Origin of the sequence: Picosynechococcus sp. NKBG042902, from assembly GCF_963864045.1 — a bacterium.
Classification (GTDB): domain Bacteria; phylum Cyanobacteriota; class Cyanobacteriia; order Cyanobacteriales; family MRBY01; genus MRBY01.
Map to the genome: position 1 here is coordinate 1 of NZ_CAWLTV010000064.1, position 25445 is coordinate 25445.

The following is a 25445-nucleotide window of genomic DNA, read 5'->3' on the forward strand; positions in this document are numbered from 1 at the left end:
GGGGCGATCGCCTAGGAATAAATTCAATACAAACTTTTTGTCGCTACTGTGTCAAACCAAGGGCAAGACAGCAGGCACATTCGCCCTATTTTACAAGGTTCTCGCCCGGCTCCCAATGAAAATTTTTTTAGGCTCACCGCTCCCTAGAAATCTGTCGGGGCAACTTGTCGATAGATGTAACGAACAATCCAACTGGCAAGGAAGCCCAACAGCGCGTAGATCACAATCGCAATGAGAAGATTGACATCAAAAATATTCGTGCCCAGGGTTGCATCGGTGCGTTCTACCGGGCTGATAAACAGCGTTGAAAAGGGTGAAACAAAAGGCCCCGAAAGGGCATAGATAAATTTGGCAAAGGTATTTTCTGGGTTGGCGCCGGATAGCCGCAGGAAAAACCGCAAGACTAACAGCACTTCCAGTAAACCCACGAGAATGTAAATACTATTTTCGATGCGCCTAAACAAAACCCTTTTCCGAATCGCATCCACTTTTTGCTGTTCTTGGCGCAGTTTCGCGACTTCATTCACCGAGCCATCATCCTCAGGCTGAGGATTTGGGTTGGGGTACTGATTCATAGCTAGACTATCCCTGATCAAAATGTGTCACCTCCTGATCTTAGCCACACAAAGGCGGGCTTAGATGTTAAGAAACATCAAGTCAGTCCCAGGAAAATCAAGAAAAATTTTGTGGAATTCAGAAGAGTTAGGACAGTTTCATCAATACTGCAATGCACTGTCTGTCCCTAGCACTCATGGGGGAAATTAGGCCTTTCTACCCGCAGATTTTAGATATTCTGTGTTTACACCAGATTCCCGGACGAGGGCTAATTTTCCAGTCCGTGCCACTTCGATGATGCCGAATTTTTCAAGCATTTGAAGGATAGCGACCATTTTGCCGGGATCACCCACTACCTGCACCGTCACGGTTCTGTCAGAAATATCGACGATCCGCGCCCGGAAAACCTGTACCAATTGCATCACTTCGGAGCGTTGGTTCGCATCGGCATTGACCTTGACCAACATCAGTTCCCGTTCCACACAGGGTTTGGCGGTGACATCATCCACTTCCCGCACGTGGATGAGCTTGTCGAGTTGGGCAGAAACTTGTTCAATTTCTTTTTCGTCGCAGGGAACAACCATGGTAATTCGAGAAATACCCTCTTTTTCGGCGGGGCCAACGGCGAGGCTTTCGATGTTAAAACCACGACGGGCAAAGAGTCCGGCAATGCGGGTGAGGACTCCGGCTTCGTCTTCAACAAGAACTGAGAGGGTGTGTTTCATCATGGTCTGGGGATTGGGGCGGCGCTACGTACTAAAACCAAGGGGATATATTACTATAGCTCGCTGGCACCTTCTAGCCATTGGGAAAATAATTCATAGATCAGGGCCGGAGCTTCGTCGTGGGGGCAGTGGCCAAGGCCGGGCAAAATCTTGAGGGTGATCCGGGGATTAACGGCGGCAAGTTGGGGGGCGATCGCCACGGGGACAAAGCGATCCTGTTCACCCCAGAGCAGCAATATCGGACAAGGCATTTTCGCAAAAACCGTGGCCATGGGCGGCGCAAAACCTGGCTGACCAACGCGGCGACTCAGGGCAACAAATGCTTGAGCAGCATCTTGATCCAGGGTCGGGGCCTGCACAATTGCTAACAGTTCAGCATCAATATCTGGCCAGGAAGGATAGGCTAATTTCAGCCAATTTTTCAGGACAAAAGGACGGCGCGCCACCCGAAAGATGAGTTTCAGGAGCCAGGGTTGCATGGCGCTGCGCTCCAAACCATTGACAATCGGGCGTAGGGGCTTGGGTAACATCGCTTGGCGTTGGGCGACATCCGGCACACTCATCAGGGCGATCGCCTCGACCCGATTTTTCGGATCTTGGCCCAGGTTGGCACAGACCAAAGAACCAAGGGAATTGCCCAACAAAATTACCGGACGTCGCACCACAAGGTTTAAAAAGTCGCTCAGTTGCGCTGTCCAGAGGGGGACGCCAAACTCTGCACTGCCTTTCCGCGCCCCCCCAAACCCTAATAAATCCAGGGCATACACATCGCGATCCTGGGCCAGCAAGGGCATTAAATGACGCCAATGCTCCAGGGCCGCCCCAAATCCATGGAGGAGGACGAGGGGCGATCGCCCCCTGTTTTCCGGAACCGTGCGCCAAAAACTGTAACGAATCTGCCAGCCCCGCCAAATCCAGCACCGTTGTGACCCGATCCGTTGTGACCAAGGTTGAAGCGCCATTGCAGCATTTATTCCCCTAGGGTGTTGGGCGATCGCCATAACTTAAATTGAGCATCCTCGCTTGAAAAATCATCACAAATTGTCCCTAAAATCTGCCCCAGGACGTAACGAAAAGTCCGCCAATGAGTAAAATGGGCATAGTTCTCAATTTTTTATTGACTGTAATAAACCTACCTACCAAATCGTAACAACATTCAACGCATAGCCTGTGAAAGATAAAAGACGCGTAAAACGTGACCTCCCGAAAATTAACGAAAGAATTCGTTTTCCAAATATCAGAGTCATCAGTGGAGACGGGGAACAACTTGGCATCATGACCCCCGCAGAAGCTCTGGCGATCGCCGAAGAAGAAGACCTCGATCTTGTCCTCGTCAGCGAAACCGCCAAGCCGCCAGTATGCCGGATTATGGACTACGGGAAGTACAAATTCGAGCAGGAAAAACGCGCCCGAGAAGCCAAAAAGAAACAGCACAATGCGGATCTCAAAGAGGTCAAAATGCGTTACAAAATTGAGGAACATGACTACCAAGTCCGGGTAAATAGTGCCCAGCGCTTCCTCAAATCAGGCGACAAAGTCAAAGCAACGATCACCTTCCGGGGCCGGGAGATCCAACACTCCAACCTCGCCCAAAAACTGCTAGATCGCATGGCCAAAGACCTCGAAGAAGTCGGTGAAATTCAACAGCGACCCAAACGAGAAGGGCGTAACATGATGATGATCCTCGCCCCGAAAAAATCCACCTAGGCGCGATTGAGGCGGCCAACATGAAAATGTAGCTATTTATCGCTGGGGAGTCAGTTGTGCTTGCGGGCAAAAGCTACTCCCCAATGTTGTTTCTATAACGTTAAAGCCAACCATGGCCCGTCGCTGCTCAAAAGTTCCTAAAACACCCAGACTGTTTGCAAATTTAGGTTTCTCCCCCACAAGCTTAGGTTAAGCTTCGCGGGTCCCCCCCATCCAGAAGGCCCCTGTGACCATGGTTGTTTGTCCCCAATGTACCCAAGAAAACCCACCAGAAAATCGTTTCTGTCAGTATTGTGGAAGCTCTCTGACGAGGCCCTGTCCCCACTGTGAAACGCCCGTACGGTTACAGCAAGAGCAATGTGAATCTTGCCAAGGGTGGGTCAGTCGGCCTCTCACAGCCTTGATCTTGGACGCTGAAGCGGCATCTTGCCAAGCACGAGAAACCCTTGATGAAGCTGGTCGTTATCGCCTGGGCGATCGCCCAACGGTACGAGCCGAAACATTTCCTTGGCTCACGGTGATCGATACAGCCCCAGAAACCCCAACAATTTTAGAAACTGCCCTCCAAGAGCTAGAAATAACCGATCCCGCCCAGCTCGCTGATCCCGACCTCTGGCAAGATAAAGAAATTCCGGCGATCGCCCGTCAGTATCTCAGCCTGCAAGATGATTTTTCTGCGGTGCCAAAACTCCTGGAAGCTTGGCGTCAGCCAGAATATCAAGTGTTGCTGTTTGAGCAACGCCCACAGCCCCTCACGCCCTTAAAAACCTACTGCCAAGCACAAACCCCCCTCTACGAACAACTGCTGCAATGGTGTTTTCAGATGGTGCAGCTATGGCGAGAATTGGTGCCCCTCCAATGTTGCCAAACTATCCTTGAACCAACAAATTTATACCTTAACGAAGACCAAAGCCTCGTGGTGCGACAACTCCTCCAGGACGATCCAGACCATCTCCCGGCACTGCAGCGACTGCCTCAACTATGGCAAGATTTGTTTCACCTATCTACCCAACCAGCGTGGCAACCCCTTTATGAGCTGACTGAAACGGCCCAAATTGGTGGTTTGGATACTGTCTCCCGCCTAAAAAAAGCCCTCCGTGCCCTCGCCCCAGAAGATACCGATGATTTTTATGGGGAAGTGGAGGGAGAGTTAGAAGCCATCGAATTACAGCCAGAGGATTTAACCACCCTGGATGATGTGTTGTTGTCGGCTGATTTAGGCCCAGAAGATCTCGCAGAAACCCCGGACGGAGAAACAGCAACGGCTAATCCTGAATCAGAAGCCGAGGACTCACCCCAGATTGAACATTCTGGAGGGAGCATTGCTTCGGGGGACTTTGAACCCTTGGCTTTCCCAGAGGAAGAGGAAGCCTCAACGGTAGTCTTACCGATGAATTTGGTGAGTTTAGACGATGCAGGCTGCACGGATATTGGTCAAGAGCGGGATCACAACGAGGACTATTTTGGTATGCGTACCCGCATCGAAAAGCAGGAAAATCTCCTGGGGAGACAAATTCAAGGGCGCGGCTTCTATGTGGTCTGTGATGGTATGGGCGGCCATGCGGCGGGGGAAGTGGCCAGTGCCCTTTCTGTGGAAACGATTCAGGCTTTTTTCCAGGAGCATTGGCAGGACAAGTTACCGGATGAGGCCGTGATGCGCCAGGCCATTTGGGAGACTAATGAGGCGGTTTACAATATCAACCTGAAAAATTCCCGTTCTGGGAGCGGGCGCATGGGCACTACCTTAGTTTTGATGTTGGTTCAAGACAATCAGGTGGCGATCGCCCATGTGGGAGACAGTCGCATCTATCGTGTGAGCCGCAAAGGAAATCTCGAACAACTCACCGTTGACCATGAGGTGGGTCAGCGGGAATTACATCGAGGTGTCACCCCAGAGATTGCCTATGGGAGGCCCGATGCCTACCAACTGACCCAGGCCATTGGCCCCCGGGAAAATAGCTTTGTGGAGCCGGATATTAATTTTTTCCAGGTGAACGAAGATAGTCTGTTTTTGCTCTGTTCCGATGGCTTATCAGACAATGACTTAATTGAAACGACCTGGGAAGAAATGCTCCTCCCCCTACTGAGTGCCCGGGCCAATTTAGATGAAGGAGTGCATCGCTTAATTGCCCTAGCTAATGAACGCAATGGTCATGACAACATTACGGCGGTGCTTGTGCGGTTACGGGTGCGTCCTAATATTGGGGCCTCAAGTTTTTAGAAATCATGATTTCAGTGATTATGCCTGTTTTAAATGAGGCAACCGACATTGTCGCTTGTTTAGAACATTTGCTCCGGATTCCAAACCCTTTAGAAATTATCGTTGTGGATGGGGGCAGCCAGGATCAAACTTGCGATCTAGTGCGTCAGTTTCCGGTGACCCTTTGTCAAACCAGTGGGGGGCGCGGCAAACAAATGAATCGAGGGGCGGCGATCGCCCAAGGAGACATTTTTCTGTTTCTCCATGGCGATACCCAATTACCCCAGGACTTTGCGGCCCTTGTGATAGAGACTTTGGCGGATTCCCAGGTGGTGGCTGGAGCCTTTCCTTTAGGAATTGCTGATTCTCGGTGGCGATTTCGTGCCTTAGAAAAGTTGGTGCAATGGCGATCGCAACTTTTGGCTTTGCCCTACGGTGACCAGGCCATTTTTTTGCGGCGTCAGGATTTTGAAGCCCTGGGGGGTTATGCCGAAATTCCCATTATGGAAGACTACGAGCTAATGCAACGGCTGAGAAAACAGGGCAAAATTCGCCTGACAAGCCAATCTGTACAAACTTCGGCTCGCAGATGGCAGCGACTGGGTCTGTGGCGCACCACTTGGATTAACCAAAAAATGCTCCTCGGTTATCATCTCGGCATTGATCCAGAGATTCTCCGTCAATGGTATCGTCAACAAATCCGTGATTCGTGATCAAAGATCGTTATTGAGGCTTGTTCAGATTATCAAGCTGTTCTCGGAGGCGATCGCAAAAACCATACAATTCATCCAAAGCATTAAGGGGAGCCGGATTAATTTGGCTCCGCAGATAAATATGGCGTAATTTCCGCTCTAGGCGTTGGGCCGCTTCAATGGCCTCTTGTCCAAGTTCATCCATCTGCTGCTGTTGATAAAACGCCAGTGCTTGACCCCGTAAGACTTGCAAGGTACCCTCTTCACCGTACTGTCCCGGCATGACTCGCAGCCGCAGCAAAATCCGCTCACCCTGATAGTATTGTTCCATTTCCACTTTTTTCGGTCGGTCGATGGGCCCTGGGGGCAGGTGAGCGAGGCGCTTAAATTCATCGAGGATGCCGTGGAATGTTTCCTGGGGAATACCGGACAATGACCCTTTCATCAAACCACTTTCACTGAGAAAAATGCGGCCTGCCCGGGCGTGGTTTTCAAAATAGAGGCGGCCAATGCCCTCCGTTAAAATGCGGCCCAGCAGTTCTTGGTATAGTTGCGACGCAGATAAATGGTTGAGTTCTTCGAGGGGAGTGTTGAGATATTGCGGTGAAATTTGCAATTCCCCTGCATCATTCGCCGTAGCAGACGGTGACGCTTGCAGTTGTACTGGCCCCTTGGGAATCACCACCGCCGGCACATGTCGAAAAAATTCGGACAGTTCATTATTCACCGGCATCTGCAGGGCCGTTGTCTCCCCAGAAAACACGGCAGTGTCTTGATCCGCATCATTAGAAACAGACGACGGCATGGGTGGTGGCCCATTTTCCATGACTAAAGTCGCCCGTTCTGAGATTGGTGGGGTGGCGTTTTTTTGGCCAGGGACTGGGGACGTTTTGGGTTGGGGCGGAGATTTTTGCTTGCTTTGATGGTAATTCAGGTAAGAAGACAGAATTAGCTGGTAGGTTTTGAGATCAAGCTTTTGGGCTTTGAGTTGCAGTCCGCCGCGACTGAGTAGTTTATTGACGATGGCCGCGACGCTTGAGCGTTGGGGATCGACAATGCCCAAGGTGAGACAGCGATCTTGGAGGGTGAGGGGCAGAATTTCGTGATTACGGCAAAGATTCAGGGGCAAATAGCGATCAATCAGCTGAAAGGTCTGCTGCAAGTCGAGATTAGACCAAGTAAAGGGCTCAATGGTGATGGGCAAGGGGGCTGGCATATTAGCGTCGGGGGAGACAAAATAGTTTTTTAACGGCGGAAATACTAATATAGAAAAATTTTTAAAACCGAGGACTAGCACCACCAAAGCTCAGTAAGTAGTCCAGCAAGATTGCCCTCTAGTGTAACCCCTTGGTTCAGGGGCCAGGCATGATTTCTCGAAGAAGCTTTACAGAATTTTAAGCGATCGCCCCCTTTGTCGAGATTTTCGGGCAGCCTTTACGTTTCGCAACTTCTGGATGTCATGAACTGGCGATGACAACACCGGATCTCAGGGCGGCATTGCTTTTTTCTGGAGCGATCCCCGAAACATATCGCAGCAAAAAAGGCGATCGCCACGGCAATCCCCCCATTAGCGTTACTAAAGTTCATCTGCCCATACCCTTCGTAAAAGAAGAAAATTTTTCGTAACTTTATACTTCTTTGAGCTGTCTCAGCCGACCCAAATTCACTGCCTAGAATGGGGCCGTAACCAACCTACCCAGTTCTATCCAGTTGGACTGACGCACAAATATATGGCTTCTCTCAATCTCGCAATCAATGGTTTTGGCCGCATTGGCCGCCTCGTTTTCCGTGCTGCCCTCCACAACCCCAATCTCAATTTTGTTTGCATCAATGATCTGATTTCCCCGGAAAAGATTGCCTATCTCCTCAGATATGACTCCACCCATGGTCGTTTTCCGGGCACCATCGAAGCCACCGCCGATGGTATTTATGTGAATGGCCAGTTTATCCGCTGCACGATGGTCAAAGACCCCAGTATGCTGCCCTGGGAAGAACTGAACGTTGACTATGTGATTGAATCTACTGGATGTTTCCGGGATTTTGTCGGCGTCTCCAAGCACCTAGAAGCCGGAGCGAAACGGGTAATTGTTTCTGCGCCCACCAGCGAACCCCAGCGCATTCCCACCTTTGTGGTTGGGGTAAATCACCATGATTATTCCCCGGCCTATGATCGCATTGTGTCCAACGCCAGTTGTACGACCAATTGTCTCGCCCCCATTGCCAAGGTGATCCACGATAACTTTGGTCTAGCAGAGGGGTTGATGACGACGATCCACGCGATGACAGCGACCCAGCCCACCGTGGATGGAGCCAATAAAAAAGACAATCGGAGTGGTCGCGGCGCAGGTCAAAATATTATTCCGGCATCTACTGGCGCGGCGAAGGCAGTGACCTTGGTCTTACCGGAGTTGGCCGGACGTTTAACCGGGATGGCAATGCGGGTGCCGACCCCTGATGTTTCGGTGGTTGATCTGACCTTCCGCACCGAAAAACCCACTTCCTATGGGGAAATTTGTGCCGCGATGCGTGAGGCGGCCAATGGTGAGCTAAAAGGCGTTTTGGCCTACACCGAGGATGATGTGGTTTCTACAGACTTCACCAGCGATCCCCATTCCAGCATTTTCGATGCCGGGGCTGGGATGGCGCTGAATGAGCACTTTTTTAAGGTAGTGGCCTGGTATGACAATGAATGGGGCTATGCCAATCGCGTTTTAGATTTGCTTCTAAGTATGGCTGCTAAGGAAAAAGAAACAGAAATGGCGATCGCCGCCTAAGAGAACCTCACTTAAGATCTCTTAGAAACACAAAATCCCCTTGTGGATGCAGGGGGATTTTCAGCATGATTTTTAGGTTTTATTTTTTATCTCAAACCGCAATGCATCTAACCGGCCTGGTGGCGATCCAGTTGGTCTAAATCCAAGTCTAAAGCGGCAATATCTGCATTATTACCAATCACCGATTTCATCCCCTCTAGGGTAGACATCATATTGCGGGGGTCAAGGAACATCACCTTACTACTGCCGCTACTACCAATGGTTTGCCCCATTTCGAGGTATTGCTGGGCCAAGATAAACTGCAACGCTTCACCGGCGGCAGGATTGGTTTTGAGCTGTTGGGCGACAATTTGCATCGCTTGGGCAGAAGCCTGGGCGCGCATCACTTCTTCCTGGCGTTTCGCCTCCGCCCGCATGATAATCGCTTCTTTTTCTGCTTCTGCCTGGAGAATAGCTGCTTTTTTCTGGGATTCGGCCTCTAACACCTGGGACTCAGCACGACCCTGGGCAGAGTTGACCGCCGATTCTCGTTCCCCTTCAGAGGTGAGGATTGCGGCCCGTTTTTTCCGCTCAGCGGCCATTTGCAGCTCCATGGAGTCCAGCACCGCCTTAGAGGGTACAATGTCGCGCAGTTCGACCCGGGTGACTTTTACGCCCCAAGGGTCCGTGGAAATATCCAATTCCCGCAGCAAGAGCTCGTTAATTTCGGTGCGGGCGGTGAAGGTTTCATCAAGTTCTAGTTTGCCCATTTCCGAGCGGATTTGGGTGAGAACCAAGTTCACCATGGCCGATTGGAGATTTTCTACCTTGTAATAGGCTTTGTACATATCGACAATGCGCCAGTAAACCACCGCATCCACGCTAATGGAAACGTTGTCACGGGTGATGCAAGATTGGGGGGGGACATCTAAAACTTTTTCCCGAATGGTCTCGCGATAAACGATTTTGTCGATAAAAGGGGTGACGAAATTCAAGCCCGGTTCAAGGGTTTTTTTATAGCTACCGAGGCTTTCGACTAAATATTGATTTTTTTCGTTGACAATCTTGACGGAACCAAAAACAGCGGAACCACCCAGGGCCAAAATGATAAATACTAAAGGGTTCATTGGAATCTGCCTCAATGGTTGTTGAGTAAATATAAGCAGGATTTGTTTTCAGGCTAGCGCAGGTCGTTTGTCTTGATGGGCTTCTGTTGTGGAAAAGTTACCTGGGCTGGGGAGGTGAAACCAGGACATAAAAAAAGAGAATCAGCGCTTGGCTCATTCTCTAGGAACTGGATTATGGGAAAAAGTAGTGGTTATTGGGCGAAACCGGAGTTGTATTCGTTAAAGGATTGGATCGGTTTTTTGAGGTTCTCGCCTTCCCGTAGGGGCAGGTCAAAGAGTTTCCGGAAGGTATTGTCGATGTCGTTAAAGTCGCTTTGGCCGACTTCATTAAAAATGACTTTGCCCTTGGCATCGAGAATGACGGTTTGGGGGATTTTTCCGCCGTAGTAATAACCGACTTCGTCTTTGCTATAGCGTTTTTTCTGGGGAATGGAGTCGATCGCCACGGGGATAATGCTGATCACTTTTTCGTAGTAGGACTGGATTTCGGAGACAATGGGGGCAAAACGCTTACTGTCGCTACTGTCGTCGGCATAAAAAACCAACATGGCAGGAAGTTCCCGTTCCCTAGTTTCTTGGAGGGAGAGGCGGGGCGGTACGAGGGAACCATTGCCTGCGTAAAGAACAAAAACATTGCCATCGTAGCGATCATCGTTGAGGCTCGCCCAGGCAGGGGTGACACATAGGGATAGCGTTGTTATGAGAATAACGAGGAGGCTAAGAAGAATGTGCTTGGGGGAAAGGTGCCGGGCTTGCATCATGGAATTTTTGTTTTACTTAAAGGGTTATGAACTTGGCTGGCGTCACTATGGTGAATTATCGCATTAGCCTACGGGCATGGGTAGGGCGATCGCCAGAAAACCTAAGAAGAAATACTTATCGGTACTGGGAGGTTAGATTGCGATGGTGCAGCAGAGAGATAATTTGCGATGAAAGAACAGCAACAGGCGTTATTTTTTCGGCAGTTGGGGGCAACCCTCAAGGCGGGCATGGGATTGGGTCAGGCGGTAGCCTTGGCCATGGGGGAAATTCCCCGGCGGCAACGGGAGCCTTGGCAGGGGGTAATTTTACAGTTAGAGCGGGGCCATAGTCTCCGGGAAAGTTGGCGGCCGGTGCGATCGCAGTTTTCGGCCTGGGCGATCGCCCTCCTGGAGATTGCCGAAACCAGTGGGGCCTTGGTGAGCGTTTGCCGGGATGTGTCAGATACTTTGGTGGAAATGGCAGAACGGCGGCGCTTAATCCGAGGGATGCTCCTGCGGGGGCTGGTCATGGTCTGGTCTTGGGTGATGGTTATTTATCTGCTGCTGGGGGGCTCACTGCTGGCAGGAAGTTTCGGGACGACGGCCTTGACCACGGCGATCGCCTTAATGGTTTTTCTGTATGGGGCAATCACCTGGGAACCGCTGCGCCTCGGTTTACGGCGGGTGCCGCCGCTGCGGAACATTACTCGGTTGCAGATGCTGATTCATCTGGGTTATCTCCAGTTACCTCTGGATTGTGGTTTGCCCCTAACGGCGGCGATCGCCTGGTTAGCCGAGGGATTTCCAGATCCAGATCTCCAAACCATTTGCCGACGCATTGAACCCCAGGTGCGCCGGGGCACAGATTTAACGACGGCGATCGCCCCCTATTTTTCGCCGATGGTGCGCCAAATCATTTGCTCCGGGGAAACAGCCGGCACCTTGCCCCTCAGCTTTAGTCAAATTCGCCAATATTACCAACGGGAACTGTCCCGCCGTTTTACGTTGTTGCGGGTGCAAATTTTGCTGTTAAGCCTGTTGAGTTTTGGGGTATTTGTGGCGCTGTTGGGGGCCGATGTGATTCAGTCGATGCAGCAGCAATTTGAGGCTTTTTAGCCTTCCCCAACGAGGAAATAAGCGGGCAGAGGTCTGCAAAACCTCCACTCCACCCTACGTTCAGCTGATTAGACAGAATAGGCCTGTTGGAGCGCTTCCACCACGCGACTGAGGCCCACGGAATTGGAGGCTTTAAACAAAAGGCGATCGCCGGGTTGCATATTTGCCTGTAAATGCGCAATTAAGCTCCCGTGGTCGGGGAAACAAAGACTCGGCACCCCTGGGGCACCATCGGCGATCGCCTGGGCTTCGGGGTCATCCACCAACACATAGAGCTGATCGAGACCGAGGGCCTGGGCCTTTTCACCCACTTGAATATGGAGCGCCTCGGAAAATTCCCCCAGTTCTTTCATTGTCCCCAGCACGGCAATGTGGCGATCGCCGGGGGTTTGTTTGAGCAGATCAAGGGCCGCCAACATCGACTCTAGCCCCGCATTGTAGGTTTCATCTAATAAGACAATGTTATTGGGGAGTACCAGGCGCTGCGATCGCCCCTTGGGCATGGCCAGGGAAATTTCTGTCGTTAAACCCTGCCAACCAAAACCCAGCACTTGCATCACGCCCAGGGCCGCCAGGTAATTGAGGGCATTGTGTTGACCCGCCAGGGGCACCGGAAATACTTGATCGGCCACTTTGACTTGATCCGGCGCGATGTATTCCCCGGTTAAATCCCCCTGGCTAAGGCCATAGCTGAGGGTTTCCCCAGACCAAACCGTCGCCGCCGTCGCCATCAGTAACTCATTATCGGCGTTGAGCATCGCCACGCTGTCCTTGGGCATAAATTCGAGCAGTTCGCATTTGGCCTTGGCGATCGCCTCCCGTGATCCGAGGCGACCAATGTGGGCTGTCCCGACGTTGGTAATAATGCCGATCGTTGGCTGGGCAATTTCTGCGAGTCGGGCAATTTCCCCTGGCCCCCGCATCGCCATTTCAATCACAGCAAAATCATGGTCTGGGGTCAGGTTTAACAAGGTCTTGGGGACGCCGATTTCATTATTAAAATTGGCCTCGGTTTTGAGAACTTTGCCCTGGGTGCCCAAAATCCCCGCAATCAGTTCCTTTGTGCTGGTTTTCCCGACGGAACCCGTAATCCCAATCACCGGAATATTTACCTGTTGTCGCCACCAAGCACCTAAATCTTGGTAGGCCCGGAGGGTATCATTGACGATCCACTGGGGTAAATCTGTCTCTAGGGGCCGACTGGTAATGAGGGCGATCGCCCCGGCCTGGCGTGCTTGGTCAACATAATCATGGCCATCAAATTTTTCGCCCACGAGGGCCACAAACACATTGCCCGGTTGTAAGTCTCTAGTGTCCGTCGAAACGCCAGTGGCGGGTTCAGGGGGAATCTGCTGGGGCGATCGCCGTAAATTTTCCCCTAAGATTGCTGTCAACTGAGACAACATCAACACAATCCCCATGACTTGAGTAACCCCACAAGAAACTTTCCTAGGCAATCTTACGGGATTTTGGGTAGCCCTTCGTGATATTTATCACCATCGTGGCGGCGGCGATCGCCTACATTATAAAGAGATGCCCTGTGACAAAATTAGCAACCAAACCCCAGAAGCCTAGTAAAATCAGAGAAAATAGCCACAGCAAAGCTCAACCCTCCCAAGACCCGTTTTTACAACCGTAGCCTTGATCTTTACCAAGAAAACACAAAAAGCCGCGCCTCTTCCCCTTAGTTGCCACTTAAGATAGAAAAAAATCAGTCTCCCCTAAATCTAATAGCTCTCCTCTGTCGTCCCTCGCCTTGTAATCAGCCTATCCCTTACCCAGTTCCTCGATTAGCGTGACGAAAGTAACTCCCATCGCCTCTTATCTCCGGCAAACCAATTCCGCCGAACAAGAGCTATATGACTATTTGATGCACGCCGTCCAGAGCCACACCCCCGATGAGCTGCTCCAAGAATTCAAGCAATTTCTCCTTGAAGGACGTCAAGCGCCGACCCCCGAACTACACCAGGCCCTGATCACTATCCTCAAAACCCCTGGTGTCGAAGAAGATTTTAAATTCATTCTGAACCGCTGCTGCCACATCATTATCAACCGCTGGCAAATCCACCCCCAGCTCCAAAAATCGATCCCTCGGTTGGTTGAACTGTTTGACTCTATCCCGCCGCCGAGCCTTTCGACGCCCCGCCTGACGAAATTACATCGCCAATTAGTGGCGGACTTTAGTACCTCCGAACAATATCTCACCCTGCAACGTTTGGCGCGGGTGGTAGAAGACGACGACAGTAAAAAGAAATTTACCTGGAATGACCAAAGCGTTTCGGTAGGCCAATTAATTCAACGCTATCCCTATCTGTATGAACACTGCCTGCTCAGTGAAGATAGCAGCTTTGAACACCAGCAGACCGTCCGTCAGGTGCAAGCGAGAATTCAACGGGCCTTTGAGTTAGACCTTTCCAAATATGTCATGTATCAGGTGCGTTTGGCTCAACTGGCTCGCCGTAAGCATTCGATTCAAGATGCTAAACAAATGCTCCAGGGGGTGCAAAATCCCACTTTACTCACGGAGCGAGAGTTGGGAACTGCCCTGAAATATTTCGTGGGGAAACCGGAGCGGGGCCACAGCTACCGGGACTTATCCCAATATTTTTTACGCCGGACGACGGAAATTCTCTCCTACGAAGACTTTAAGCATGAGCTATTTAGCTACTTAATTTCTAGCGTCGATCAAAAGTATGGCAAGTTGCAGTTTAACCAGAGGCTCTACCAAAAGCTGCAAACCATGTTGCCGAACTACGATCACCAAAAACCCAATGAGTTGTTGATGATGCGCACGGCCAGTCAACTGCTCAATTACCTCATTGTGGAAAGTCCCCAGCGGCCAGAGCATTACGTTTTTGTAGATATGATCACGAACCTTGGCCCGACGGTGACGGTGGCATTGCTCCTGAAGTTGGTCTTGATGTGCGGTAAGGCGAAACCCCACCTCGAAAGGCGCTTTTCAATTCTCTTCAGCCACTACGAATCCCAATCCCAAGAGGGGGTACCTTGGCTGATCAAATCCTTAGAAAACCTCCACATTGCCCTCAGTGTGCATTTTGGTGATGCGGATGTGTCGTTTCTCAAGCAAATTATGTAAAGGGATTTACGATTACTTGCGGTGTTTAGGGGATTTTTCCGGAGTTTGGGGATGTTGGACGACCAGAACGGAACAGGGTGCATGGTGGAGTACGTAGCTGCTGACACTCCCTAAAAAGACTTCCCCTAGGCCCGTTAAACCCCGGCGTCCGAGGATAATTAGGTCGGCTTGTTGGTCTTTGGCGATCGCACAAATGGTTTCGCTGGGATCACCAATTTGTTGGTGGATGGTGGTTGCAATGCCTTGGGTGCGGGCTTGGTGAGCGAGGCTTTGGAGCCAATGATCGACATTGGTGAGGTGCTGCTGGAATTGTTCTTCTTGGAGGGCGATCGCCGTTGAATCGATCATCCCTCCGTAGGCCGCGAGGGAGCCGATTTCGGGCATCGCCACGGGTTGGGGCTGGACGCAGTGAAAAATAGTGAGGGCCGCTTGGAATTTTTCGGCGAAATTGAGGGCCTGGGCAAAGATACTGGGATCTTCGGTGCGATAGTCGAGGGCCACGAGAATTTTTTGAATCGCCGTCGTCTGTGGCCCAGGGGTAGTGGTTTGGGCAGATGGGGTCGGTAACATAGCAGCGTCCTCCGACAGTGACAACAAGAGCAGTGCCTTTCTACTTCCAGTGTGTCATTCCATCGGGGAAATCCCAGGGCTTTGAGAGAAAAATTTATGTTGTCACCGGGGGGACAATGGCTAACGATCGCAGACGGTTGAGGGCCGCCACCAGTTCAAATTTGCGGAAATAGCTCAAATCAGCCTGGGGATATTCACTGAGAATATCAAGTCCTTCTGCTTCGATGTCGCCTAAAACCCGGTTCAACATTTCTGTAAGGGTGAGATTATCTTGGCCATACCGATCACGACCGTAGAGAATACCAAGGGCGATCGCCCGCAGTTGGGTCGTTTCAACCAACTGTTCCACAGCGCTGAGGTCAATATCTTCGGTACCAAACCCAAGGCGACTGGTATCGCGCACTTTAATGGTGACGGCCCGTTTTCCCCGACTGGCATCAATGCTCTCGGCAGCAGGAACACGGGGGGTAATGGTGCCAAATTGTGTACCTCCTTCTAGGCGTCTTTCGGTTTTGTGGTTGGCGGCAATGTGTTTAGCGGTGGCGGTGACATCCTGGGGTTGAAAATTATCCATGGCGATCACCGTATCGGCCACATCAAAATAATCGCCACTGCCCCCCATCACGAGAATTGTTGAAACCCCATGATCTTGGTAGAGCTGGCGCACCTTATCCACAAAGGGGGTAATCGGTTCTTTGTCCTTGTGGATGAGCTGTTGCATGCGGCGATCGCGGATCATGAAGTTCGTGGCGGATGTGTCCTCATCTAGTAGTAAAGCCGTTGCTCCCACTTCTAATGCTTCGATGATGTTGGTGGCCTGGGAGGTGCTGCCGCTGGCATTATTGCTCGAAAAAGTCTGGGTCGATTGGCCCTGGGGCAACTGGTTAATAAACGGCGAAATATCAACACTGGCGATGCTGCGTCCGTCCTCGGCCCGAATTTTGACGGCGTTAGCATCGGTGATCACCCATTCCCGCCCGTCCCCCGGCAGATGGTTATACACCCCCAATTCAATTCCTTTGAGCAGGGTTGATTTGCCATGGTAGCCGCCCCCAACGATCAGGGTAATCCCCTGTTTGATCCCCATCCCTGTGATTGGGCCATGGTTTGGGCAGTCAAAGCTTACTGTCAGTTCTGGGGGACTCTGGAAGGGAATTACATTTTCTGTTAAAGGATGGGCATCGACACCGCTCTGTCTGGGTAAAATCGCCCCATTGGCAATGAAGGCAACAAGACCCCGTTTCGCCAGTTCACTGCGGATCCAGTCGGCATCTTCGCTGGTTTCGACGTGGGTTTTTAGGGCCGCGGCGTTGAGATTCTGGAAAAGTAAGGACTTTTGCACAATCTGGGGTAGGTCGTAGCACAGCATTTCCTCCGCTTGGCGACCTAAAATCGACCGTCCCTTAGCGGGTAAGCCCACCCAAAAGCGCACTTCCAAGTCTTGGTCATCAATAAATACAGCGGTGCGTTCTAATATTTCCTGGGCGGGTTCTACTCCTTGGATCAAGCCGCTTTTACCTGTCCCCCGAAAGCCACTAAAGTCTTTGGCCACTTGATAAAACTGCCTGGTGAGGTAATCCCGTAGGGCAATTTCGCGACTGAGGCTGTTGTAGAGGGCTGGGGGAAACTGGGCGATCGCCTGGGGGACAATCACACTGCACTGGGTCGGAGCGGCAAAGGGATCTCCTTGGACGTAATCAATGATCAGTGTGAAGTCTGGGAAACTGTACTCCCCTTTTATCTGCTTGTAGGCCTTATATCCCCGGCTATCGAGTGCAAACAGAAGCGCGGAAAGATCGGCTTGGCTTTTCATAGATCAACTGGCAAACGCACTAAAATCAAGTGGCTGAGAAACGGATGACGTGCTCTCCAGATTACACTTTAGGGCCGATGCAACCCAAATTTTCCTTCTAGAAATTGTCCTTCTGCCTGACCAAAACACGCTACAGTGAATGTGATATTTGCCATTGTTTTTTTCGTGTCATCACTGCATCCATGCGCTATTGGTTGATCAAATCAGAACCCAGTGAATATAGTTTGGCGGATTTGGCTGCCGATGGGACAGAACTCTGGGATGGGGTGCGGAACTATCAAGCCCGGAATTTTTTACAGCAAATGGAAAAAGGCGATCGCCTCTTTTTTTACCACTCCAACACCAAACCCCCCGGTATCATCGGCCTTGCTAGCGTCACCCAAGCGAATCTGGTTGATCCGAGCCAATTTAACCCGGAAAGTAAATATTTTGACCCCAAGGCGACCCCAGAAAAACCCCGCTGGTACACCGTCGAAGTGGGCTACCAAGAAACCTTTGCCGAGATCATCACCCTGGATCAACTCAAGACCAGCTTTACCCCCGAAGAATTTGCCGTGGTGCGGCGGGGTAATCGTCTTTCTGTGATGCCCGTTCCTGAAACCGTTGCTGAACGACTCCTGGCGATGGTGTCTTAGCTAAAGCTTGTTTGTGACCATAGAAAAAGGTAAAAGGTGATTCCCAAACCCTTTACCCATTAAAGCTTTAAATTTTGTCTTGCTGGAAGTGATACCAGAGTTAATTCTGGGCTTGGACTTGCAGGAGGTGGACAGAGCCAGCCGGAATTTCGACGATCCGGAGGTCATCAGGGGAACCCATGCCGGAGAGAATCCCTACCGCCGCGCCGAGGAAGCCAAACTGTTGTTGGGTACCAATACTTGTGCCAGCAGCCCCAGCCAAAGAGGTGGTGAGATTTCCCCAAACGGCACTGTTTTGCTTGGCCATTTCTTGGGCGGTGCGCTGGGTGACGGTGCGGCCAGGAATCATCGTACTACTTTGGGCTTGAATATTCACCACTTGGCCATTGACGATAATCGAATCAGCAACGAGGATTGCGCCATCTTTATGGGGTTTAACCCGTAGGGTAATGGGGGTATTTGCTGGGGCAAGCAGTTCTCCCGATGCACTCCGGAGGTCTTGAAATAACGGCAGGGTCAAAGGATAGTCATCTTTTTGGCCGACATCGACAACGACAGCACTGGGAAAGTTCACCAAAATGGCACTGGCGGGGCTGAGTTTTGCCATCAGGGAAGTGGGGGCAGCGGGGGTGACGGAAGGCGTTGCAAGGGTCGTCGGCGTAGGAGACTGATGATTCGGGGAAGAGTTGATCGGTGCTGCGGCAACGGTTTGGGTAGTGGTATCGGTGCTGCCAGTGCGGGCTTCGAGACCAGCAAGGCGGGCTTTGAGTTGTTGCAATTGGACTTCAAGGGAAGGCTCGGCGATCGCCCCTTGGGGGTTGGCAAAGGCGGGGGCCGGGGTACCCATCACCAAAAGAGACAGAAAAGGAATCGTTGCAGACTTGAGGAGGCGTTGGTAGAGAGAGGATTGAAACAACATGGCAGGTTCTTCCAGTAAAAATAGCGGCTTCGAGGGGTGCGGGAGAATCATCACCTTGGCTCGATGCTGGGTAGTAGTTACTGGCTTGGGGAACTGATGCAGTTTTTTAGGATCAATGCCTCTATTGATAACGGACGGTGAAGTTGTTATCGACGGGCAAAGCTTCATAGGGATAGCAACTAGGGAACGGCTCGAATCGCTGTTCGAGGGTACGCACATGGCTTAGGGCCGCCTGATCAATAATGTTGGCGCCGCTGGACTGGGCCACCTGGAGATTTTGGACGCGACCATCTTTCGTGAGGAGATAGTTAACTTCGGTGCGCCAGACCCCTGGGGACGGCGGATAGGGGGGCCGCCAGGTATTGCCCATGGTGGCTTTGAGGTTGGCTAGATAAAAATCCACCTCAGCTTGACAGGCTAAACTCAGGTCGGTCATGTCCGGGGTATCGGTGGCGGCCGTATTTTGATTGAGATCCCGAAACGCGATCAGGTGATTATCGATGTCCTGGGAAACGGGAGCCGGTAACTGGGACTCGCGCCAAATCTCAGGGTTTAAAAATTCCTGTAAGTCTGGGGAATTGGCGATCGCCTCGGTGGGGTTAAAAGGCTCCACTTGATCTTGACCGTCACCCAAATTGAAATAACGCTCACCACTACGGAGCCGCAAACCCTCTGGATATTGGGCCGAAATAATCAAAATTTCCCCTTGGAGCGTTTCAATGGCCTGGAGATTATCGTCAACAACAGCCCTGAGCAAAATTGGGTCAGTTCCCAGGGGTTGAATGGTGAGGGAGGCTTCCTTGCTCTCCGAAGAATCCTCGGATAGTTGTTTGCTGGCAGCACTGGGTTTCTGTTGTTGTTTAGGGGCCGCTGAACTCCGTCCTGGACTGAGATGGACACCATATTTACAGCCGCGATTGTTCCCCTGACGCCAACTGAGGGTCACTTTGCCGCCGACAATGACACAGGGAAAGCGGTACTCCGTTTGTTGTTGGTCTGGCCCCGCTTGTAACAGGAGGCCATCGTAACTTTGGCCACCGCCCACGAACGCAAGGCGCGCTAGGGAACGGTTATTGCCGGGGACGATTAAGGCTTGACTTTGGTTGGTCAGACGATTACCCACCCGGGCTGGGTTGGGGCGTTGGTTGCCATTTTGGAGTAAGAGGCGATCGCCCTGGAGAGAAGCAATTTGACTGGCATTGGGGGTGCTGGCCTGGAGGAGGGGGGTAAAACCCAGAAGCCCCAGAAGCGCAACATTCAATAACGTAATGGGCTTAAACATGGTTTTTTAGTAGAACGAAGGACTATCGGGATAAATTTCCGGGGATGAATTTGGATTTTCGGGGGGAGATCGTTGGGATTGTTTTCAGGTTCGGGATCAGTCGGTAAATCCGGTAAGGCAAACTGACACCGCTCAAACTCACGGATAAAGTCCTCGGCCCGTTGCTGGAGTCGCGTCAGTTGTGGCCCCTCAGGAGCATTGACATCGTTTAGCCAACTGGCCTCCGGTTGCGCCAAAAAGGCATAGGGGTTGTTGGTAAAGTCCCAGGCCCCCGGCGCGATTGTTTGGGCTTCCTGGAGAAAACTTTGGAGAGCGGTGAAGTAGTTTTCGCAGAAACCGCCATTATTTGACCCAGCGGTATTTCCGGTCGGCGGTTGCTGGACGGGGGGACGGATCGGCCAGCCGGAGTCGGGGGTAGTCGGAGCATTGGCCAGGGTTTCTTCTTGGGGAAGCCAACTACTGGGGGCGAGAAATTCTTGCAATTCGGGGGAATTGAGAATGGCCGTCGCATTAATTGGTTCCACCTGGGGGCTGGCGTTAGGGTTCGTCCCATCGAGGCTGTAGCGTTGGCCGGGCTGGAGCGTAAACCCCCTGGGGTGAGCCGCCGAAGTGAGGGTGATTTCGCCAACTAAGGCATCAACAATCTGGCGATCGCCTAGGGTGCGGGCCTGGAGGATCACTTCATTGTTGTCCTTGGGCTGGATGACGATCCCCTCGATAACCTTTGTCGTCGCCTTTTCTTTTTCTGTTTGTTTCAAGCCTTTTTTATTGCTGCGGTTGGGGCTGAGATAAATCCCTTCTTCACAACCGCGATTATTGCCCTGACGCCAACTGAGGGTGACTTTACCCCGACTGACGACACAGGGAAATTGGTAGTGGGTTTGCTGGAGATCGGGGCCGGCTTGCACCGCTAAACCAGCATAATTTTGGCCGCCCCCCACAAAGGACAACCGCGCCAGGGAGTAGTTATTGCCGGGGACAAGGAGAGTTTGACTACGATTTTCGAGGCGATCGCCGATCCGGGCAAAGCTGGGCCGTTGATTCCCCCGTTGGATCATGAGGTAATTTCCCCGCACGGAAACAATTTGGCTGGCTTGGGGCAAGGTCGCCACGGCCAAGGACGTAAAACCGAGGCAACAAAGGCTACTCAGGAGGGCAATTTTTGGGGGCTTCACGGTATTTTTCCTCAATGGTTTGGCTAAATAATGCGTCAAATTATTCATAGGGATCAGCGGATTCTGGGGCCACTTGGCAAGCTTTCAGTTGCGTGGCGATCGCCTCGTAATCCCCCACAAAAATCGTTTCTGTCAATGTTCTGCCCTGGAGGGGCGCACAGGTCGGGGCGGCATAAAAGGAGCGATCGCCGTAGAAACCACATTGTTGATCGGTGTGGTCACGCCAGAGGGCTTCAAGGTCTTGGAGAAGCTGACAGGGGAGTTGCTGGGCTTCCGTCGGGTTATTGATTTCCCCGTCCTGGTTGAGGTCAGCGTTTGTTCCCTGGGGACGTAAAAGGAGGCCATAAGTTTCCCGTAATGCCCCAGGGGTATATTGATCTTCATAATCTAAAAGGTTAGTTTCGGGCTTGAGGCTGCCAAATTCTCCCTGGGCGAGGGCGGTTTCGAGGGTGGGCAATTTTTGCTGTTGGATCAGCGCAACTAATTGTTGCTCTGTTTGGCTGGCAAGGCTTTGTAATTCCTGCTGCTGGGCCGCCGCTAAATCAGGTCGCGCCTGGAGTTTGGTGATTTCCTGCAAAATTTTCTGGTAATAGGCGATCGCCAAATCAAAGTCCCCTGTTTGTTGCCGCCGTTGGGCAATGGTCAGAAACCGGGGTAAATCCCGGAGGAGGGTCGGAGTTGTGGCCGAGCTATTAATCGAAACCGTCTCGATAATTTTGAGCGATCGCTGGCGTTCCCACCAAGTCCAGCCCCCTGCTAAACCTAGCAATACCAAAGCCACAGAGGAAAGCACCGCCAGTTTTTGGGCACCGCGCCGAATTTTCCGTTCCTGGTCGAGTTCCCGTTGTTGCCGTAGGGCGATCGCCGTTTCCTCTTGGGTACGCAAATCCAGACCCAAGTTGATAAAAAACCGTTGGGCATCACTGAGGCGATCGGGACTTTTATCCAGCCAAAACTCTGCCTCCACCAAGGGCGCTTGTCGCAACAGATAACCGTCGCTGTTGTTGTGGCTTTCCCATTGCTCAATGGCGTTATTTAAACGGGTTTGCCACCGTAGGAAATCAGCATTGTCGGCAATCCAACCCTGGAGACGTTGCCAGTGACGAATTAACGCTTCATGGACAATTTCGACAGTTTCAGTATTGCCGATCGGGTCGCGGTTCGTCGTCAACAGCCGTTCTGAAGCTAATTGCAACGCGAGAGGCCAGGCTTTAACTTCTGTTTGCGGCAGAATCCGTCGGGTAGCCTCCGCCCCTTCCCGCACTTGGATCAGTTGCAAAAAGAGGGCTTGCACCTGGGGCCGCTGGTCAGCGGAGAGGTTTCCATAAACCTGTTCGGCATAGTCCCGGAGCGCGGCGGTAATTCCCCCCAGATTTTCGTAGGCGGTATGGGTGAGCCAACCTGTCTCTTGGTGGGGCCACAGTTGGGTCAGGGCAAATTCGAGGAGGGGTAAATTCCCTACCTGGTCTTGTACTTCTGTGATTATTTTTTCCACTAAACCCGGCTCAAACCTTACTCCCATCAGGGCTGCGGGTTGGGCGATCGCCGCCTGGAGATCTGCACGGGAAAGGGGTAGCAGAAATTCTGGTTCATGGCGTTGCCAGAGTTTCCCCAGGCCGGGATGTTCTAGCACTGGCCCGACACAATCAGCCCGCAGAGTAAGCAGTACCACAAACTGGGACGCTTCTTGGATGGCGGCCACTAACAGATCTAAAAATTGCCGCTGTGCCTCTGGGTGATTAAGGGTAAAAAGTTCCTCGAATTGATCAATGATCAGCAGTCGGCGGGTTTGCCTTGGTTGGGTTTGCTGAATTTGTCCTAACGCTGTCCCTAAACTTTGAGTATCCTCTCGGAAGGATTGCAGCAATTTTGTTTCTGAAATATCGGGCTGCCACATCGCCACGGCATGGGCCAACCTTGCTACGGGATCATTTTCGGGACGCATCACTTGGATCGCCCAGTTGTACCTAGCATCCTGTCGCAACTGGGGCACAATCCCCGCAAACACCAGGGACGATTTCCCACTACCGGATGCCCCCACCAACGGTAACAGCGGTTGGCTTTGGAGCCGTTCTACCAACTTTTCTCGCAAACTTTCCCGCCCGAAATAAACCGCCGCATCCTGTTCCTGGAAGGTATTTAAACCGCGATAGGGACAGGGGGGCAAACCACCGAGTTGCAACCAAGTGGGGGGCAATAAAGCGCTATTTTGGCAAATGATTGGTAGCCAAGCCGCCCCAGGATAATCATTTTCTAGGCCTTGTAGTTGGCGACGAGCCTGTTTCACTGCTTGATAAAGCGGTAATTGGGCGATCGCATAACCTTCGAGAAAACGCTGAAAAAAGTCCTGGGCGACTCGATTCGGCACCGGTTCGCGCATCACAATGGTCACGGGAATCTGGAGATTACCTAAACTATTCGCCAAACCCAAGCCATCACAGGAATTGAAAATCGCCAACTGCAACCCCCGTTCCAGGGCCGTGCGCAGGCCTTCCTGTAAATGCTCCAGGGTTAAGCTGCGGTGTTCTGGCCCATCGTGGAGATAAAGGCGGCCCGTTTGCTGCTCTGTCTGGCTGTGGCCCGCGAAAAATAAAATATCCCAACCCTGGTCATCCCAGAGGGCCGCATCAAATTCCTGGCGGGTGGGTTGCGTTAAAAATTGCACTTCCGCATCAGGAATTTCAGAGAGTTGTTGTTGTTCCGCCGTCAGATCGATGCCCTGGCTACTACCGAGGATCGCCAAAATGCGTACCTGTTGCCGTTTTTTCTGGGGGGTAATTTCTTTTAAACGGTAGAACTGGGGCTGACTGAGGGCCACTTCCGCCAGGGGATAATCCACCAAAAATTGCCAACCCTGCCAGGGTAAATGGTGCAGGTGTGGGTCATCCGTCTGCAAAATTAACCGCAGGGGCATCTCTGGGGAAAGATGCGATCGCAATGCCTGGACAATGGGCGTAAATCCGGGGCTGAGGAGCCATTCATTCAGTTGCCGTTGGAGCCGCTGGGACAAGTCCTCAAAGCTGACCTGGGATACATGGGTAACGGCGTCTTCTTCGATCTCAAAATCATCGTCTTCTTCGTCAAAACTGCGCATTCCCTCGGCCTGTCGCTGTCGTCCTAATTGCAGCCGCTGGGCGAGGGCGAGATAAACCGTTTGCCACTGCTGCAGACTATTGAGCAGGTCTGGGAAAGCGGGCAGTTGCCCAACAAATTGCTGAGGTAAAGGGACATCCATCTCCCAAATCTGGGCTGTGATTGTCGGAAACCCTTCGGTGAGGCTCCCCCGACCAAAGGCCAGGGAAATGGTCACGCTAGCATCACTGAGCCAATTAAATTTCAAAGGTTTCGTTGACGGTGCAACCATCGCCGCTTACCTCCACTTGAAATACTTTACCGGGAACACCCTTGAAGGGTTTGAGTTGAATGTAGCTGTCCTGTTGCCGACTGGTGATCGTTTGCAGCACTTTGCCGGACTTGGACTTGAGGGAAATACTTAAATCCGCTGGGAGATACTCTGCCTCAAAGGGGAGGAGTCGTGCCTGGATGCGAACTTTATCGTCTTCGTCGGTGGGGGCGAGGGTGACGAGGAGAACCACCTGTTCATTGCCCAGGCTCAAACCAAGATCGAGGAGTTTACCAGCTTGGATATCTTCGCTGAGGTTACGGGTGGCAAAGGCGAGCTGGGCTTCGGGCAGCATCAGCTGATCGAGGGCTTGCCAACCTTGATCAAGGACGTTATCAAACCAGTTGCCGAGTTTAGTGATCGTTTCTGTCACCTGGGTTCTGAGTTCTGCCAGGGCATTCACGGGGAGGGGAATGGCGGCGGGGGAAAGGTAACGGCAGTCGGCGAGGAAATGATTCAGTTCGGCATCAAAGTGATCGAGGCTGAGGCAATAATGGCCATCCCGTTTGGGGGCAGTTTGGAGGCGATCGCCCCGACTAATTCCTCGTAAAATGACGGTTTCTGCTTCTTCATCTACTTCGACAATGCCGTAGAAATGGGCGGCGAGTTCCGGTTGTTCAATGTATTCCTGGGGCCAGAGTACCTGTTCGTCGAGGTAATCGCTCTGGGCTAAAAGACAAACGTTAAAACCCCCTACAGTCACATAGGCCACCTGGGGCAGATGGGTCAGATCCCGTTGGCGACGTTTTTCTGGGAGGCGATCGCCAAGCCAATTTTCAAAGGCCACTAACCCCAGCCCGTTTAGATAGGCTTGCCACTGGTCAGCTTCTGGCAAATTTCCAGCAGGCCAGGTTTGGACAAGGGCATAGTCAAGCTCGCTGAGGGTAATTTCTTCGGGGATGAGTAGGCGGAATTCAGATTGGGTGAACATTTTGG

The 25445-nt window shown here is 51.9% G+C and carries 22 protein-coding genes; 8 read left to right on the forward strand and 14 right to left on the reverse strand.

Annotated elements, in window-relative coordinates; genetic code table 11:
- Positions 1-143: 143 nt before the first annotated feature.
- From AACR41_RS05485 to AACR41_RS05495, 3 genes are all read right to left on the reverse strand, one after another.
- On the reverse strand, positions 144-575 hold the full coding sequence (locus tag AACR41_RS05485) for a YggT family protein (protein ID WP_012308299.1): 432 nt from the start codon (positions 573-575) through the stop codon (positions 144-146).
- A gap of 186 nt (positions 576-761) precedes the next feature.
- Positions 762-1280 carry an acetolactate synthase small subunit gene (gene ilvN, locus AACR41_RS05490; RefSeq protein WP_030007373.1) on the reverse strand — a complete coding sequence of 173 codons (519 nt, stop codon included), beginning with the start codon at positions 1278-1280 and terminating at the stop codon, positions 762-764.
- A 53-nt stretch (positions 1281-1333) separates the two neighbouring features.
- Positions 1334-2242, reverse strand: a complete 909-nt coding sequence (locus AACR41_RS05495; protein WP_030007374.1) for an alpha/beta fold hydrolase — start codon at positions 2240-2242, stop codon at positions 1334-1336.
- Between the two features lie 208 nt (positions 2243-2450).
- On the opposite strand from AACR41_RS05495, the gene infC reads away from it, so the two are divergent.
- The 3 genes from infC to AACR41_RS05510 all read left to right on the forward strand — a co-directional run bounded on the left by infC (position 2451) and on the right by AACR41_RS05510 (position 5900).
- Positions 2451-2987, forward strand: coding sequence for a translation initiation factor IF-3 (infC, locus tag AACR41_RS05500; RefSeq protein ID WP_012308296.1), 537 nt, complete (start codon positions 2451-2453; stop codon positions 2985-2987).
- Between the two features lie 232 nt (positions 2988-3219).
- Positions 3220-5208 (forward strand): serine/threonine phosphatase, encoded by a 1989-nt coding sequence (locus AACR41_RS05505; RefSeq protein ID WP_030007375.1) that lies wholly within the window; start codon positions 3220-3222, stop codon positions 5206-5208.
- Between the two features lie 5 nt (positions 5209-5213).
- Positions 5214-5900, forward strand: coding sequence for a TIGR04283 family arsenosugar biosynthesis glycosyltransferase (locus AACR41_RS05510; RefSeq protein ID WP_030007376.1), 687 nt, complete (start codon positions 5214-5216; stop codon positions 5898-5900).
- A 10-nt stretch (positions 5901-5910) separates the two neighbouring features.
- On the opposite strand, the gene AACR41_RS05515 is transcribed toward AACR41_RS05510, so the two are convergent.
- The gene (locus tag AACR41_RS05515) at positions 5911-7095 is read right to left on the reverse strand and encodes a hypothetical protein (protein WP_030007377.1); all 1185 of its coding nucleotides are present in this window, start codon (positions 7093-7095) and stop codon (positions 5911-5913) included.
- A gap of 254 nt (positions 7096-7349) precedes the next feature.
- On the opposite strand from AACR41_RS05515, the gene AACR41_RS05520 reads away from it, so the two are divergent.
- Both AACR41_RS05520 and gap read left to right on the forward strand, forming a co-directional pair.
- Positions 7350-7505, forward strand: a complete 156-nt coding sequence (locus AACR41_RS05520; protein ID WP_161768739.1) for a hypothetical protein — start codon at positions 7350-7352, stop codon at positions 7503-7505.
- A 104-nt stretch (positions 7506-7609) separates the two neighbouring features.
- Positions 7610-8653 carry a type I glyceraldehyde-3-phosphate dehydrogenase gene (gene gap / locus AACR41_RS05525; RefSeq protein WP_012308291.1) on the forward strand — a complete coding sequence of 348 codons (1044 nt, stop codon included), beginning with the start codon at positions 7610-7612 and terminating at the stop codon, positions 8651-8653.
- A 107-nt stretch (positions 8654-8760) separates the two neighbouring features.
- Here gap and AACR41_RS05530 read toward each other — a convergent pair whose 3' ends face one another.
- Positions 8761-9759, reverse strand: coding sequence for an SPFH domain-containing protein (locus AACR41_RS05530; protein WP_012308290.1), 999 nt, complete (start codon positions 9757-9759; stop codon positions 8761-8763).
- A gap of 191 nt (positions 9760-9950) precedes the next feature.
- On the reverse strand, positions 9951-10517 hold the full coding sequence (locus AACR41_RS05535; RefSeq protein ID WP_030007378.1) for a thylakoid membrane photosystem I accumulation factor: 567 nt from the start codon (positions 10515-10517) through the stop codon (positions 9951-9953).
- Positions 10518-10688: 171 nt separating this feature from the next.
- Between AACR41_RS05535 and AACR41_RS05540 the strand changes: the two genes are divergently transcribed.
- The gene (locus AACR41_RS05540) at positions 10689-11615 is read left to right on the forward strand and encodes a type II secretion system F family protein (protein ID WP_030007379.1); all 927 of its coding nucleotides are present in this window, start codon (positions 10689-10691) and stop codon (positions 11613-11615) included.
- Between the two features lie 68 nt (positions 11616-11683).
- Here AACR41_RS05540 and AACR41_RS05545 read toward each other — a convergent pair whose 3' ends face one another.
- A complete protein-coding gene (locus tag AACR41_RS05545; RefSeq protein ID WP_030007380.1) occupies positions 11684-13036 on the reverse strand; it encodes a UDP-N-acetylmuramoyl-tripeptide--D-alanyl-D-alanine ligase in 1353 nt (450 codons plus the stop codon).
- 374 nt (positions 13037-13410) lie between these two features.
- On the opposite strand from AACR41_RS05545, the gene AACR41_RS05550 reads away from it, so the two are divergent.
- Positions 13411-14712 carry a hypothetical protein gene (locus AACR41_RS05550; RefSeq protein WP_030007381.1) on the forward strand — a complete coding sequence of 434 codons (1302 nt, stop codon included), beginning with the start codon at positions 13411-13413 and terminating at the stop codon, positions 14710-14712.
- Positions 14713-14724: 12 nt separating this feature from the next.
- Here AACR41_RS05550 and AACR41_RS05555 read toward each other — a convergent pair whose 3' ends face one another.
- Together AACR41_RS05555 and AACR41_RS05560 are read right to left on the reverse strand one after the other, a co-directional pair.
- Positions 14725-15282, reverse strand: a complete 558-nt coding sequence (locus AACR41_RS05555; RefSeq protein WP_030007382.1) for a universal stress protein — start codon at positions 15280-15282, stop codon at positions 14725-14727.
- Positions 15283-15376: 94 nt separating this feature from the next.
- The gene (locus AACR41_RS05560) at positions 15377-17095 is read right to left on the reverse strand and encodes an ABC-ATPase domain-containing protein (RefSeq protein WP_030007383.1); all 1719 of its coding nucleotides are present in this window, start codon (positions 17093-17095) and stop codon (positions 15377-15379) included.
- A gap of 182 nt (positions 17096-17277) precedes the next feature.
- Here AACR41_RS05560 and AACR41_RS05565 point away from each other — a divergent pair, with 182 nt between their 5' ends.
- A complete protein-coding gene (locus AACR41_RS05565) occupies positions 17278-17730 on the forward strand; it encodes an EVE domain-containing protein (protein ID WP_030007384.1) in 453 nt (150 codons plus the stop codon).
- Positions 17731-17830: 100 nt separating this feature from the next.
- Here AACR41_RS05565 and AACR41_RS05570 read toward each other — a convergent pair whose 3' ends face one another.
- From AACR41_RS05570 to AACR41_RS05590, 5 genes are all read right to left on the reverse strand, one after another.
- Positions 17831-18649 (reverse strand): hypothetical protein, encoded by an 819-nt coding sequence (locus AACR41_RS05570; protein ID WP_052349678.1) that lies wholly within the window; start codon positions 18647-18649, stop codon positions 17831-17833.
- Between the two features lie 121 nt (positions 18650-18770).
- Positions 18771-19931, reverse strand: a complete 1161-nt coding sequence (locus AACR41_RS05575; protein WP_030007386.1) for a TonB family protein — start codon at positions 19929-19931, stop codon at positions 18771-18773.
- Complete coding sequence (locus AACR41_RS05580) at positions 19907-21106, reverse strand: hypothetical protein (protein WP_161768740.1); 1200 nt, start codon at positions 21104-21106, stop codon at positions 19907-19909. Before AACR41_RS05580 ends, AACR41_RS05575 begins: the two co-directional genes overlap by 25 nt.
- Positions 21107-21146: 40 nt before the next feature.
- Positions 21147-24470, reverse strand: coding sequence for an nSTAND1 domain-containing NTPase (locus AACR41_RS05585; protein WP_084150017.1), 3324 nt, complete (start codon positions 24468-24470; stop codon positions 21147-21149).
- The gene (locus AACR41_RS05590) at positions 24436-25440 is read right to left on the reverse strand and encodes a DUF1822 family protein (protein WP_030007389.1); all 1005 of its coding nucleotides are present in this window, start codon (positions 25438-25440) and stop codon (positions 24436-24438) included. The genes AACR41_RS05585 and AACR41_RS05590 overlap by 35 nt, the downstream gene beginning before the upstream one ends.
- Between the last annotated feature and the right edge of the window lie 5 nt (positions 25441-25445).